Origin of the sequence: Glycomyces endophyticus, from assembly GCF_039531525.1 — a bacterium.
In the GTDB taxonomy this organism is placed as follows: domain Bacteria; phylum Actinomycetota; class Actinomycetes; order Mycobacteriales; family Micromonosporaceae; genus Glycomyces; species Glycomyces endophyticus.
In genome coordinates, this window is the sequence record NZ_BAAAQF010000010.1 from 411,596 (window position 1) to 424,771 (window position 13,176).

At 71.3% G+C, this 13,176-nt stretch carries 10 protein-coding genes; 3 read left to right on the forward strand and 7 right to left on the reverse strand.

The features are described from left to right. Positions 1-19 precede the first annotated feature (19 nt). A complete protein-coding gene (gene sufB, locus ABD419_RS15735) occupies positions 20-1,453 on the reverse strand; it encodes a Fe-S cluster assembly protein SufB (RefSeq protein ID WP_344488000.1) in 1,434 nt (477 codons plus the stop codon). Positions 1,454-1,461: 8 nt separating this feature from the next. Then, positions 1,462-2,211 carry a helix-turn-helix transcriptional regulator gene (locus ABD419_RS15740; RefSeq protein ID WP_344488002.1) on the reverse strand — a complete coding sequence of 250 codons (750 nt, stop codon included), beginning with the start codon at positions 2,209-2,211 and terminating at the stop codon, positions 1,462-1,464. A gap of 164 nt (positions 2,212-2,375) precedes the next feature. Here ABD419_RS15740 and ABD419_RS15745 point away from each other — a divergent pair, with 164 nt between their 5' ends. Then, the gene (locus tag ABD419_RS15745) at positions 2,376-3,389 is read left to right on the forward strand and encodes a COX15/CtaA family protein (RefSeq protein WP_344488004.1); all 1,014 of its coding nucleotides are present in this window, start codon (positions 2,376-2,378) and stop codon (positions 3,387-3,389) included. A gap of 50 nt (positions 3,390-3,439) precedes the next feature. Here ABD419_RS15745 and ABD419_RS15750 read toward each other — a convergent pair whose 3' ends face one another. After that, complete coding sequence (locus tag ABD419_RS15750) at positions 3,440-5,914, reverse strand: alpha-L-arabinofuranosidase C-terminal domain-containing protein (RefSeq protein ID WP_425556076.1); 2,475 nt, start codon at positions 5,912-5,914, stop codon at positions 3,440-3,442. Between the two features lie 120 nt (positions 5,915-6,034). Here ABD419_RS15750 and ABD419_RS15755 point away from each other — a divergent pair, with 120 nt between their 5' ends. Continuing rightward, on the forward strand, positions 6,035-6,991 hold the full coding sequence (locus ABD419_RS15755) for an ADP-ribosylglycohydrolase family protein (protein ID WP_344488008.1): 957 nt from the start codon (positions 6,035-6,037) through the stop codon (positions 6,989-6,991). An 8-nt stretch (positions 6,992-6,999) separates the two neighbouring features. Here the strand turns inward: ABD419_RS15755 and ABD419_RS15760 are convergent, their stop codons facing one another. Next, entirely contained in the window at positions 7,000-8,148 is a 1,149-nt protein-coding gene (locus tag ABD419_RS15760) for an NAD(P)-dependent malic enzyme (protein ID WP_344488009.1), read from the reverse strand. Between the two features lie 248 nt (positions 8,149-8,396). Between ABD419_RS15760 and ABD419_RS15765 the strand changes: the two genes are divergently transcribed. Further along, positions 8,397-9,557 carry an RNA-guided endonuclease InsQ/TnpB family protein gene (locus ABD419_RS15765; RefSeq protein ID WP_344488010.1) on the forward strand — a complete coding sequence of 387 codons (1,161 nt, stop codon included), beginning with the start codon at positions 8,397-8,399 and terminating at the stop codon, positions 9,555-9,557. 97 nt (positions 9,558-9,654) lie between these two features. On the opposite strand, the gene ABD419_RS15770 is transcribed toward ABD419_RS15765, so the two are convergent. The 3 genes from ABD419_RS15770 to ABD419_RS15780 all read right to left on the reverse strand — a co-directional run. After that, on the reverse strand, positions 9,655-11,601 hold the full coding sequence (locus ABD419_RS15770; RefSeq protein WP_344488011.1) for a hypothetical protein: 1,947 nt from the start codon (positions 11,599-11,601) through the stop codon (positions 9,655-9,657). 45 nt (positions 11,602-11,646) lie between these two features. Next, positions 11,647-12,789, reverse strand: a complete 1,143-nt coding sequence (locus tag ABD419_RS15775) for a VWA domain-containing protein (RefSeq protein WP_344488013.1) — start codon at positions 12,787-12,789, stop codon at positions 11,647-11,649. Then, positions 12,786-13,176 (reverse strand): DUF5682 family protein (locus ABD419_RS15780; RefSeq protein WP_344488014.1); only part of this gene is annotated, 391 nt, incomplete at its 5' end. The genes ABD419_RS15780 and ABD419_RS15775, both read right to left, overlap by 4 nt.

Here is a 13,176-nt window from a genome sequence, read left to right on the forward strand (position 1 = left end):
AGTCTCCGGGCCGGGTCGCTTAACCGACCGCGCCTTCCATCTGCAGCTCGATCAGACGGTTCAGTTCGAGGGCGTACTCCATCGGGAGCTCCTTGGCGATGGGCTCGATGAAGCCGCGCACGATCATGGCGGCCGCCTCGTCCTCGGTGAGCCCGCGGCTCATGAGGTAGAACATCTGGTCCTCGCCGATCTTGGAGACCGTCGCCTCGTGGCCCATGTCGACGTCGTCCTCGCGGATGTCGACGTACGGGTACGTGTCGGAGCGCGAGATGGTGTCGACCAGGAGCGCGTCGCACTTGACGGTGGACTTCGAGTGGTGCGAGCCCTCGTCGACCTGGACCAGGCCGCGGTACGAGGTGCGCCCGCCGCCGCGCGAGATCGACTTCGACACGATGGTCGAGGAGGTGTGCGGCGCGGCGTGCGTCATCTTCGCGCCGGTGTCCTGGTGCTGGCCCTCGCCGGCCATGGCGACCGACAGGACCTCGCCCTTGGCGTGCTCGCCGACCATGACCACGGCCGGGTACTTCATGGTGACCTTCGAGCCGAGGTTGCCGTCGACCCACTCCATGGTGGCGCCCTGCTCGGCGATCGCGCGCTTGGTGACCAGGTTGTACACGTTCGACGACCAGTTCTGGATCGTCGTGTAGCGGACGCGGGCGTCCTTCTTCACGATGATCTCCACGACCGCGGAGTGCAGCGAGTCCGAGGAGTACACCGGGGCGGTGCAGCCCTCGATGTAGTGCACGAACGAGCCCTCGTCGGCGATGATGAGCGTGCGCTCGAACTGGCCCATGTTCTCGGTGTTGATCCGGAAGTAGGCCTGGAGCGGGATGTCGACGTGGACGCCCTTGGGGACGTAGATGAACGAGCCGCCCGACCAGGTCGCGGTGTTGAGCGCGGCGAACTTGTTGTCGCCGACCGGGATCACGGAGCCGAAGTACTCCTTGAAGATCTCCGGGTGCTCGCGCAGGCCGGTGTCGGTGTCCATGAAGACGACGCCCTGCTGCTCCAGGTCCTCGCGGATGGAGTGGTAGAGCACCGTGGACTCGTACTGGGCGGCGACGCCGGAGACGAGCTGCTGGCGCTCGGCCTCGGGGATGCCCAGCTTGTCGTAGGTCTTCTTGATGTCCTCGGGCAGGTCCTCCCAGGACTCGGCCTGCTTCTCGGACGCCTCGACGTAGTACTTGATGTTGTCGAAGTCGATGCCCGAGAGGTCGGCGCCCCAGTTCGGCATGGGCTTGCGGCCGAACAGTTTGAGGCCCTTCAGGCGCAGGTCGAGCATCCATTCGGGTTCGCTCTTGCGCGCGGAGATGTCGCGGACGACCTCCTCGGTCAGCCCGCGCCGCGCGTTCGCGCCGGCGACGTCCGAGTCGGCCCAGCCGTACTCGTAGCGTTCGAGGGAGGCGAGGGCCTCCTCCTGGCTCAGCGGCTCGCTCTTCTGCGTGTCGGTCATCTGAAGTCTCACCTTTGACCTGTCGGGTTGTCGGTCGGGGCACTGGGGTCGGGCAGCGGAACCGGTCCGCCTCCCCTGGCGCCGTGCGCGGCCCTGCGGCCGCGGCTCTTGCCGGGCACGTGGGTGGTGCACACCCCGTCCCCGTTGGCGATCGTCGCCAGGCGCTGGACGTGGACGCCCAGCAGGCGGCTGATCACCCGCGTCTCCGCCTCGCACAGCTGCGGGAACTCCGCGGCCACGCCCGCCACCGGGCAGTGGTGCTGGCAGATCTGCCCGCCCGAGGCGATGACGGACGCCGTGGCGGCGTAGCCCTCGCTCGACATGGCGGTGGCCAGCGCCTGGGCGCGCGCCATCGGATCGTCCGAGTCGACCGCGTCGAGGGCGGCCCGGCACCGGGCCTCCAGGCGCGCGACCTGCTCGGCGGCGAAGCCGCTGACGGCGCCCTCGCCTTCGAAGCGGCGGATCCAGCGCAGCGCCTCCATCGCGAGGTCGTCGTAGGTGTGGCCGAAGGAGGTGCGGGCGGCGGGCGTGAGCTGGTAGCTCTTGGCGGGCCGTCCGCGGCCGGCGGTCTTGACCACGCGGGTCTCGACCTGACCTTCGGCCTCCATCACGTCGAGATGGCGGCGGGTGGCGGTGGCGGTGATGCCGAGGTCCTGCGCGAGGTCGGCGGCCGTGGCGTGGCCGCGTTCGAGCAGGTGGCGGGTCACTCGGCGGCGGGTGTCCCCGTCCGTCGAGTGGCTGGTCGCCCTCGTCACCATTTCCACAAGATAAATGTTACTTAATTCGCCGCGAGCCGTCGAGATGGCCGAAGGTGAGACGGGGCACGCAGGTTTGCCTAACCTCACATCGGCGTCCGACGATGCGGCCCACACCGGGAGACCCAGGTGGCGGGGGCTCGCGGGCTGCGGGCTAGGTTCGCCGGGTGAACCTGTTGCAGCGGTGGTTCAGCAAGCCGGGCGCGGTGCGCCGGTGGGCGCTGGCCAGTGTGATCGCGAACGTCGGCATCATCGTGACCGGCGGCGCGGTGCGCCTGACGGAGTCGGGCCTGGGCTGCCCGGAGTGGCCCAAGTGCACCGCGGACTCGCTGGTGGCGACCCCGGAGATGGGGATCTACGGGGCGATCGAGTTCGGGAACCGGGTGCTGACGTTCGCGCTCGTGGCGGTCGCGGTGGGCGCGCTGCTGGCGGCGTGGCTGCGGGTGCCGCGGCGGGCGTCGCTGGTGAAGCTGGCGTTCGGCGTGTGCCTGTACGTGCCGGTCCAGGCGCTGCTGGGGGGGATCACGGTCTGGACGGGTCTGAACCCGTGGGTCGTGGGCCTGCACTTCCTGGCGTCGATCCCGCTCGTGGCGCTCTCGGTGGCGCTGTACGTGCGCTCGGGCGAGCCGGACGGCGCGGTGGTCCCGCTGGTCCCCCGTGCGGTGGTGCTGCTGGGGCGGGGCCTGGTGGGCGTGGCGGGCGCGGTGATCGTGCTCGGCGTGATCGTGACGGGCTCGGGTCCGCACGCGGGCGACGCGGACACGCCGCGCAACGGCCTGGACCCGGCCCTGATGTCGCAGCTCCACGCGGACCTGGTGTGGCTGCTGCTGGGCATGACGGTGGCGCTGATCGCGGCGCTGCACGCGGTGAAGGCGCCGGAGAAGGCGGTGCGCACGGCGTATGTGCTGCTGGCGGTGGAGCTGCTCCAGGGCGTCATCGGGTACACGCAGTACTACCTCGACCTGCCGGAGCTGCTGGTCGGGATGCACATGCTCGGCGCGGGCGTGCTGTGGGTGGCCGCGGTGGGGGTCCCGTTCAGCCTGCGCCGGCGCGAGCCGAGCACCGTCGCGGTGCCGCTGCACTACGAGATCCACGGCGAGCGCGAGGGCGACTTCATCGTCGAGAAGGACGCTGTCGAAGACGGCGCGGAGCGGGAGCCGGTCGTCCGGTCGGAGGCGTAGGCCCCGAAGCGTGGAGCGGCCCCGGGCGGAAGCCCGGGGCCGCTCGTGTACTAGTGCCTCCCTTGCGGTTTCAGGGTGATGAAGGTGACCGAGCAGGGGGCGAACTCGTAAGTGAACTCGTTGCCGAGGCCGCCGGTCCGCTCGGTGACGGGGTAGACGACCTGGTCCTGGCCGAGGATGTTGTCGCAGCCGGGGTCGCAGGCGAGGGTGGTGACCTCGCCTCGGTCCTTGAGGCGGCGGCCGGTGAGGGCGACGTCGGTGGTGACGGCCTCGGGCTGGGCGTTGACGACCTTGAGGGTGATCTCGCCGGTGTCCTCGTCGCGGGTGACGACCTGGTAGAGCGGTTCGACGCCGCCGTCGTCCTCGATGCTGAAGACCTGCTCGCCGTCGACGAAGCCGGTGACGGTGCGGCCGGAGACCTGGAGCTTGAGGTCGTAGGTGCGGCCGGTCTCGATGACGGTGTCGTGGTTGACGAGGGTGGACTTGCCGCCCGCGGAGGACTTCTCGACGGCGCTGGTGGTGTTGTTCCAGCCGCCGAGGTTCCACCAGTAGTAGTCGTCGGTGCCCTCGACGCCGAACATGACGAGGAAGCCCTCGCTGCCGGCGGTCTTGGTGGCCTTGACCTCGTAGGTGTAGTTCGACCAGTCGGCGGCGCCGGCGGTGGAGCGGGCGTCCTCGACGATCGCGGTCTGGCGGTAGGCGCCGTCGGCGGCCTCCCAGGTGCCCCTGGGGGTGCCGCCGGGGCCGGTGACGGTCCAGCCGTCGCTGCCGGTGGCGAAGTCGTCCTCGAAGAGGACGGTGCCGTCGGCGGCGGTGACCTTGGCGTCGTCGTACACGGCGGCGGTGTTCCAGGTGGCGAGGCCGATGCCGCCGGCGATGTCCTCGGGTTCGAGCGGGGCGGCGTCCAGGGTGGAGGCCAAGACCTGGTCGCCGGTGTGGTTGGCGAAGAGGTGCTGGACCTCGTAGCTGGCGGACTTGACGGTCTGGTGGTTGTCGAACCAGATCATGTCGGGGGCCCAGTCGACGTAGTCGATGTTGGACAGCAGGGGCGCGTAGGAGGCCATGTCGACCACGTCGCCGTTGCGTTCGAGGCCGGTCAGGTAGGAGGCCTCGGAGAGGGCGCTCCACCAGGTGTTGGAGCGGGAGGCGTACTCGCCGACGAACACGTGCGGGCCGGAGCGGTCGTAGGAGTCGTAGCGGTCGTTGTTGGCGAGGAACCACTCCGGGGAGTTGTAGTAGTGCTCGTCGACGGCGTCGACCTCCTGCTCGCGCATGAACTCCCAGGAGCGGTCGAAGACGGCGCCGGCGTCGTCGACACCGGAGTTGCCGATGATCTCGATGTCCGGGTGGGCCTCGCGGATCGCGTCCTTGAAGGCGGGGAAGTTCACGTAGAACTGGTCCTTGTACTCCTCGTTGCCGAGGCCGATCTTCTCCAGGCCGAAGGGCCGCGGGTGGCCCATGGCGGCGCGCAGGGCGCCCCACTCGGTCCTGGTGGAGCCGTTGGCGAACTCGATGAGGTCGAGGGTGTCCTGGACCCAGCGGTCGAGCTCCTCGGGGTCGGTGATCTCCGGGGAGTCGCCGCAGCCGGTGGTGCCGACGGGGACGACCGGCAGCGGTTCGGCGCCGATGTCCTCGGCGAACTGGAAGTACTCGAAGTAGCCGAGGCCGTAGGACTGGTTGTAGCCCCAGAAGTTCTGGTTGGTCAGGCGCTCCTCGACGGGGCCGACGGTGTCCTTCCAGTTGTAGGCGCGCTCGCGGGAGTCGGGGTCGAAGGACCCGGTGTTGACGATGCAGCCGCCGGGGAAGCGCAGGAATGACGGGTCGAGGTCGTCGATGAGCTTCGCGAGGTCCTCGCGCAGGCCGTTCTCGCGGCGTTTGAAGGTCTCCTCGGGGAAGAGGGAGACCATGTCGAGGTCGACGGCGCCGGTGGTGGTGAGGGCCAGGCGGCCGGTGGTGGTGGCCGCGGAGGCCTCGAGTTCGGCCTCATACTTCGTCCACTCGTCCGGCGAGTCGATGGGAACGGTAACAGCGTCGGCGATCGCCGCGCCCGAGGCGTCGGTGAGCACCACCTGGATCTCGGCCTCGCCGCGGGCCCAGAAGCTCAGGTCGTAGTCGTCGCGCGCCGTGAAGGCCATGCCGGTGTTGTAGCCGCTGTTGACCAGGGTCGCCCCGGGCGCGGCGGTGACGTAGACGGCGTTGCGGTCGTTGAGCGGGTCGGCGGTCGCGGCGGTGACACCGCTTGCTGCCCAGGCGGTCAGCGCGTGGTAGCCGCCGAGGTCGGCGGGGCCGTACTCGAAGGAGCGGTTCTGGACCAGCTCCGCGTAGAGGCCGCCGTCGGCGGCGTGGTTGATGTCCTCGTAGAAGAGGCCGTACAGCTCGTCGGAGATGTCGGTGGCGGCGGTGAGGTCCACGGCGATGCTCGCCTCGGCCTCGGCGGCCGACGCCCCGGACGCGGTGAGGGAGGCGAGCACGACGGCCGCCGCTGCTGCGACGGTCACCGCTCTCGTGCTGGTCGGAGGCTTCATCGTCTTCCGTCCTGATTGAGGTCGAAACATGTCAATGTATTGTGCATGTTAACGATCACCCGGTCAAGACGGGACGCGCCGCTTCGGCCCGGAGCGGCACCGGCGCAATAGAATCCGGGCGTGACACAAGCGCTCTCGCGACACGACCGCGTCCTCGGCAGCCTCATCGGCGGCGCGGTCGGCGACGCCCTCGGATACCAGGTCGAGTTCGACGCCTGGCAGCACATCGAAGCCGAGTTCGGCCCCGCCGGGGTCACCGAGATGCGCTACAACCGCGTCTCGGACGACACCCAGATGACCCTCTTCACCGCCGAGGGCCTCCTCCTCGCCCGCCCCGGCGGCGAGGTCGAGTCGGTCCGCGAGGCCTACCTGCGGTGGCTGGAGACCCAGCGGGAGCCCATGCCGCCCCTGGCCTCCGAGGGGCTCGCGGCCCAGCCGTGGCTGTACGCCCGCCGCGCCCCCGGGAACGCCTGCATCACCGGCCTCGCCCACGGCGCCCGTCCGGGCGTCAACCCCAACTCCAAGGGCTGCGGCACCGTCATGCGCTCGGCCCCCTTCGGCCTGCGCCACTCCCCCGCCGCGGCCTACGACCTGGCCGAGCAGTGCTCCGCCCTCACCCACGGCCACCCGACGGCGGGCACCGCCGCGGGCGCGTTCGCGATGATGACCGCGCACCTCCTCGACGGCGCCACGCCCCAGCGCGCCGTCTCCGAGACGCTGCTGCACCTGCGCCGCGACCTCTCCCGCTCCGAGACCGCCGACGCGCTCGAGCGGGCCTACGCGCACGCCGGGAAGGTCCCGCCCGGCCCCAACACCTGCGCCCCGCTCGGCGAGGGCTGGATCGCCGAGGAGGCCCTCGCGATCGCCGTCTACTGCCTCCTGGGCACCGACGACGTGCGGGCCGGGCTCGTCGCCGCCGTGAGCCACGGCGGCGACTCCGACTCGACCGGGTCGATCCTCGGGAACCTGTACGGGGCCGCGTACGGACACGCGGCCCTCCCGAGGGAATGGTCTTCCCAGGTGGAGGGCCGCGAGGTGATCTCGGCGCTGGCGAAGCTGCTCGCCGAGCCTGTTTAGGGCCCGCCCTAGGCGGCGGCCTTGACCGCGGCGGCGACCGCGGGGGCCACGCGCGGGTCGAGCGGCGAGGGGACGATGCGGTCGGCGGCGAGGCCGTCGACCGCGATGTCCGCGATCGCCTGCGCCGCGGCGAGCTTCATCGCCTCGGTGATCTGCGCGGCCCCGGCGTCGAGGGCGCCGCGGAAGATCCCCGGGAACGCGAGCACGTTGTTGATCTGGTTCGGGTAGTCGCTGCGCCCGGTCGCGACGATCGCGGCGTGGCGCAGGGCGATCTCGGGTGCGACCTCCGGCGTCGGGTTCGCCAGGGCGAACACGATCGCGCCGTCGGCCATGCCCTCCAGCGCGGACTCGGGGATCGTGCCGCCGGAGACGCCGACGAGGACGTCGGCGCCGCGCAGCGCCTCGGTGACGTCGCCGCTGCGGCCGGAGCGGTTGGTGAAGGTCGCGAGGCGGGCCTTCACGGAGTTGAGGCGGCCGCGTCCCTCGTGGATGATCCCGGACGAGTCGCAGACGATCACGTCGCCGACGCCGGCCTCGGTGAGGATCTTGGTGATCGCGACGCCGGCGGCGCCCGCGCCCACGACGGTGACCGTGAGGTCCTCGGCGCGGCGCTCCTGGAGCCGCAGCGCGTTGGTGAGCGCGGCGAGGACGACGACGGCGGTGCCGTGCTGGTCGTCGTGGAACACCGGGATGTCCAGGAGGGCCTTGAGGCGGTCCTCGATGTCGAAGCAGCGGGGGGCGGCGATGTCCTCCAGGTTGATGCCGCCGAAGGACGGCGCGATGGCGGCCACGGCGGCCACGATCTCGTCGGGGTCCTTGGTGTCCAGGCAGATCGGGACGGCATCGACGTCGGCGAACTGGCGGAACAGCGCGGCCTTGCCCTCCATGACCGGGAGGGACGCGGCCGGGCCGATGTCGCCGAGGCCGAGCACCGCGGTGCCGTCGGTGACCACGGCGACGACGTTGGAGCGCCAGGTGTGCGTGCGGGCCAGGGACTCGTCGGCGGCGATGGCCTCGCACACCCGGGCCACGCCGGGCGTGTAGGCGACCGAGAGGTCCTCGCGGCTCTCGAGGGGGACGGTGGTCGAGGTGCGGAGCTTGCCGCCGCGGTGGGCAAGGAAGATCGGGTCTTGCAGGTCCACAGTTTGAGATGGCACAGAAAGCCTCATTGCTTCGATGTGAATCGCCGACTCTGCGGAGGGGACGGATGGTCCCTGTGGTGATTGAGTGGCTGGGTTGAAGAACTGGGGATTTCCCAGTGACCTGGACATCATATTTCCCGGGCTCGCCTCAGCGCCCCTGGGTCCGACCGAGAAGGGCTCACGCATTGCTGTTGAAACGCGAAACCGCAGTGAAGGCGTGTCACTTCCTGGAATCACCGATCAAGCCATGTAATTTCGATCCTGTGAAGCAGGTCGTGGTGGTCAAACTCGAACCCGGTCCGTGTGCGCGGACCGCGCTCGCCGCGACGATCCGCATCTGCAACGAGCAGGCGAACCGGGTCGCCGAAACCGCGTTCGCGCACCGCGACCCGGCGACGGGACGCGTAGAGCGCGAGTACGCGCTCAGGGGCAGGGTGTACGCGTCCGTGAAAGCCAGCGGCGTCGGAGCGCAGGTCGCTCAGCAGGTGGTCAGAAAGGTGCACCAGGCTTACACAGTCGTGTACGGCCAGGTCCGGACCGGCGCGGTCCGGGGAAGCCGGGCGGAGAAGGCGCTCGCCAAGCCGGTCAGGTTCCGGGCCGAGTCGGCGCAGCCGTTCGACGACCGCTCGCTGTCATGGGATCTCGGAGCGAGAACGGTGTCGATCCGAACCGTGACCGGGAGAATTCGCGCCATTCGATTCGCGTGCTCAAAGCAGGGCTTGTCCCTGCTCCATGCATGGCGAAAGGGAGAATCGGACCTGATGGTCCGCAATGGCGAGTTCTATCTGGCGGCGACAGTCGACCTTCCAGAGAGCGAGATTCGCGAACCGGTGGACTTCATCGGCGTCGACCGGGGGATCGCGAATCTCGCCACCACCTCTGACGGCGTGAATTTCCAGGGTCGGGACCTCGAGCGGTACCGACGGCGAACGGCGCGGGCCCGAGCCGAATTGCAGGCGAAGCAGACGAAGGCCGCGAAGCGGAGGCTGAAGCTTCGCTCCCGCAGGGAGGCCCGTCATGCAGGTCAAGTCAATCACAAGATAGCCAAGGAGATCGTGTCGGCGGCCGAACGCACCGGTCGCGGGATCGCTCTCGAAGACCTCGAGGGCATCCGCGACCGGGTACGGCTCACCCGGCCCCAGCGCGGCAGGATCTCCCGCTGGCCGTTCCACCAGTTGGCGCGGTACATCGCCTACAAAGCCCGGCGCGCTGGAGTGCCGGTGATCGTGGTCGACGCCTGGAACACGAGTCGACGCTGCCCGCTCTGCGGGCACACTGAACGGTCGAATCGAAGATCAAGAGATGAATTCTGTTGTCGTGGATGTGGTCTCGCTGGACCAGCCGACGTCATAGCCGCCGTGAACGTGCGTGCACGGGCACGTGTGGCTTGGGCCGTTTGTCAGGGGTCCGGAGCGGTCGCCTGACGGCGGCCGCGATCTGCTCTCCGGGCCGCAGCCAGCGGCGCCGGATGAGGCACAAGTCGCCGGGCTCGCCCGGTGGTGCCTGACTGTAGCTCAGCGATCAATGGAGTTCGGCCGTGACCAGCATCCGGACGGCGGCGGCGGTCCAGGCGGCGGCCTTGGCGGGTTCGTCCTCGTCGCCCAACGCCTTGGACAGGTGCACGAAGTCCGTTGCGGCCCTTTGGAGGCCGACGCGGTTGAGGGCCGAGGCGGCGGCCTCGACGCGGACCCGGGAGGGCTCGCGGGAGCGCCGCAGGCCCTGGTGCGCGAGATCGGCGCACACTGAGATCGCGTCCTCGATCGCGGCCGCGACGGGCTCGGAGGCGGCGGCGTCGCCCGCGGCGGCGAGCTCCGCGGAGTCGTCGCCCGGCGCGAAGTCGGGGACGACCGGGCCGTCGGGGGTGAGGATCGCGGTCGGCTCGACGATGAGCCGCCCGCGGTGGCGGTGGACGTGTCCGGCGACGGCGAGCGGCCCGGCGGTGAAGGCCTTCTCGGCGGCCTCCAGCGCGCCCGGGGAGGCCGAGGTGTGGGCGACGACGACGAGCGCGGAGCCGCCGTCGGGGCCGGTGACGACGGCGTGCAGCCGCTGGGACGCCGGGTCGTAGCCGAGCAGCTCGGTCTCGGCGACCGCGAGGACCCGCAGGGACTCGGCGGCCACGCGCGGGCGCACGAGCGCGGGCGGGCGCTCGGCCAGCTCCTCGGCCAGCGCGCCGAGGTCGGTGGCGCGCAGGGAGGACGGGAGGTCGTTCCAGGCGAGGCCGAGCGGGAGGACCTGGGTCTTGGCGAGGCGGCCGGTGCCGAGCTTGAGGGCGCGGGCGGCGGTGCGGGTGGCGGCCTCGGTGACGGTGTTGCCCGCGGCGAGGCTGCCGATGCGGCAGCCGGCGAGGCGGCGGGAGGCGACCTCGGCGCCGGTGACCTGGTCGTTCTCGGGGATCGGCCAGTCGCGTTTGATGGAGAGGACCATGCCGGTCTCGGGCTGCGCGAGGTAGACCTCGAGGGTGCGGCGGTCGCCTTCGGTGCCGACGCGGGCGCCGAGGCCGGTGAGGCGGACGAGAGTCAGCGGGGTCGCGTCGGCCTCCTCGCTGCCGAGGACGTGCGCGGCGGGGGTGCCGAGGGGGTGGGCGGCGGTGCGGGCGCGGGCGGGGATCTCGGCGAGGAGGACGGCGAGGCGGTGGGGGTCGTAGGCGGCGGAGCGGTCCTCGTAGCGCTGGAGCTGGTCGATGAGGTCGGTGACGGCGCCGGCGGGCCAGTGGGCGCGGCGGCGGGTGAGGGCCTTGGCCTCGCGCTGGAGGGCGGCGCGCAGGACGGCGTCGGCGCCGGCCGCGCCGTCGAGGAGGACCTGGCCGGCGAGGTGGACGGACTCGGCGAGGGTCTCCTGGGGGTCGGCGCCGCCGACCGCGACGGTGGCGGCGGCGGGGTCCGCGGCGCGGAAGGCCCAGACGGCGAGGACGATGGCGGTGTCGCGGGCGGGGCCGGTGGCGTCGGTGTGGACGTAGCCGAGGCCGGGGACGAGGAAGCTGACGGTGGCGGCGGGGAGCTCGGCGGCGGCGGGGCGGTCGGGGCCGGGCCAGACGAGCCGGGCGGTGTAGCCGGCCTTGCGGGTGGCCTCGGCGGCCTTGAGGGCGTGGGGGCCGAGGGCGTCGAGGAGCTGCTCGTCGGTGATGGCGGCGGGGGTGGCGGGGGGCTCGGGCTCGGCCGGGGCGGTGCCGGTCTCGGCCGCCTCGGTGGCGGCGCCGGCGTGCTCGCGCTGGTAGGCGAGGACGGCGCCGATGCGGTGGCGGCACTTGCCGGGGGCGCCGCAGGTGCAGGTGGCGGTCTCGAGGCCGCCTTCGGCGGCGAGGACGGCGGTGGCGCCGTCGGGGAAGACGGCAGTGAGGGCGCCGTCGGCGAGGGTGAGCTCGGGGGCGGTGCCGGCGTCGAGGTCCTTGGCGGCGCGCTTGACGAGGCCGCGGTTGGCGAGGGCCGCGAGGGCGTCCTGGGTGAGGGCCAGGAGGTCACTTCTGGACACGGTGGTCACTCCGTTTCGGGAAGCGAGCGGTGGGCGGGAGGGAGCTCACGTGCCGAGCCGTTCGGCCACGAACTCGACGAGGTGGGAGGGGGTCATGGCGCCGATGTGGGCGCCGACGGCGGCCATGCGGCCCGCGAGGTTGCGGTCGTACGAGGGGTTGGCGTCCTCGTCGAGGGCGGCGAGGCCGAGGAACTGGGTGCCCTGCTCGCACAGCTGCTTGGTGGTGTGGACGAGGCGGGCCTCGCTGCCGCCCTCGTAGAAGTCGGTGATGAGGGCGACGATGGAGCGGCGGGGGTTCTCGATGAGCCCGGCGGCGTAGTCGACGGCCTTGGCGATGTCGGTGCCGCCGCCGAGCTGGACCTTCATGAGCAGCTCGACGGGGTCGTCCACTTCGGAGGTCATGTCGACGACGCTGGTGTCGAACGCGACGAGGTGGGTCTTGAGCCCCGGGAGGGCGTACAGGCACGCGGCGGTGACGGCCGAGTGGATGACCGAGCTGGTCATGGACCCGGACTGGTCGACCAGGAGCACGAGCTGCCACTGCTCCAGCCGCTTGGAGGTGCGGGAGTGGAAGTGCGGGCGCTCGATGGCGACGCGGCGGTCCTCGGGCCGGTAGTGCTTGAGGTTGGACTTGAGGGTGCGCTTGAGGTCGAAGTCGCGGGCGCGGCGGTGGAAGCTCGGCTTGCGGTTGCGGCTGCCGGTGAAGACGGTGCGGACCTGGATCGAGAGCTTCTCGACGAGCTGGCGCACGACCTCCTCGACGATCCGCCTGGCGGCGTTGAGGACCGCGGGGTTCATGAGGTGCTTGGTCTGGAGGACGGCCTTGAGCAGGGCCGGGTTCGGCTCGATGCGGGCCAGGACGTCGGGGTCGGTGAGGACGTCGTTGATCTGGTAGCGCTCGATCGCGTCGCGTTCGAGGCGCTCGATGGTCTCCTTGGGGAACAGCCGGTGGATGCTGTCGAGCCAGTCCACGGTGGTCACGATGGAGGCTTCGTCGCCGCCCTTGCGGTCGTTGGAGGCGCCGCGCGCGCCGCCGCGGCGGACGCCGCGCTTGCCGAGGTCGTCGTCGCGGCCGTAGAGCCAGTCGAGGGCGGCGTCGCGCCCGGCGTTCTCCTGGCTGAGGCCGCCGGTGCAGCGCTCGGCGGCGGGGCCGAGGATGAGCCGCCAGCGCTCGAGTTCGGCGCTCATGCTGTCTCCCTTGGGTTCGGGGGCTCGGCGAACAGGAGGTCTTCGCGGCCGAGCACGAGGTCGACCCGGGCTTCGAGGGCCAGGGACGCGGCCACGGTCACGGGGTCGACGTCGAGTCGCTTGGTCAGGTCCGCGGCGTCGCCGCCGCCGGCGAGGGCGACGACGCGTTCGGCGATGAGGCCGCGCTCGCGCGGGGGGAACATGGCGAACGCGTGGCGGAGCGCGGGGAGGGCTTCGAGGAACTCGGCCTCGGTGAGGTCGCCGACGAGTTCGTCGACGGCGGCGATGACGCCCTCGTCCTCGGCGACGACCTCTTCGCGGGCGAGGGAGAAGAGTCCGGCGAGCCAGTCGCCGAGGCGGTCGGGCGCGGCCGCGCCTTCGGCGGCC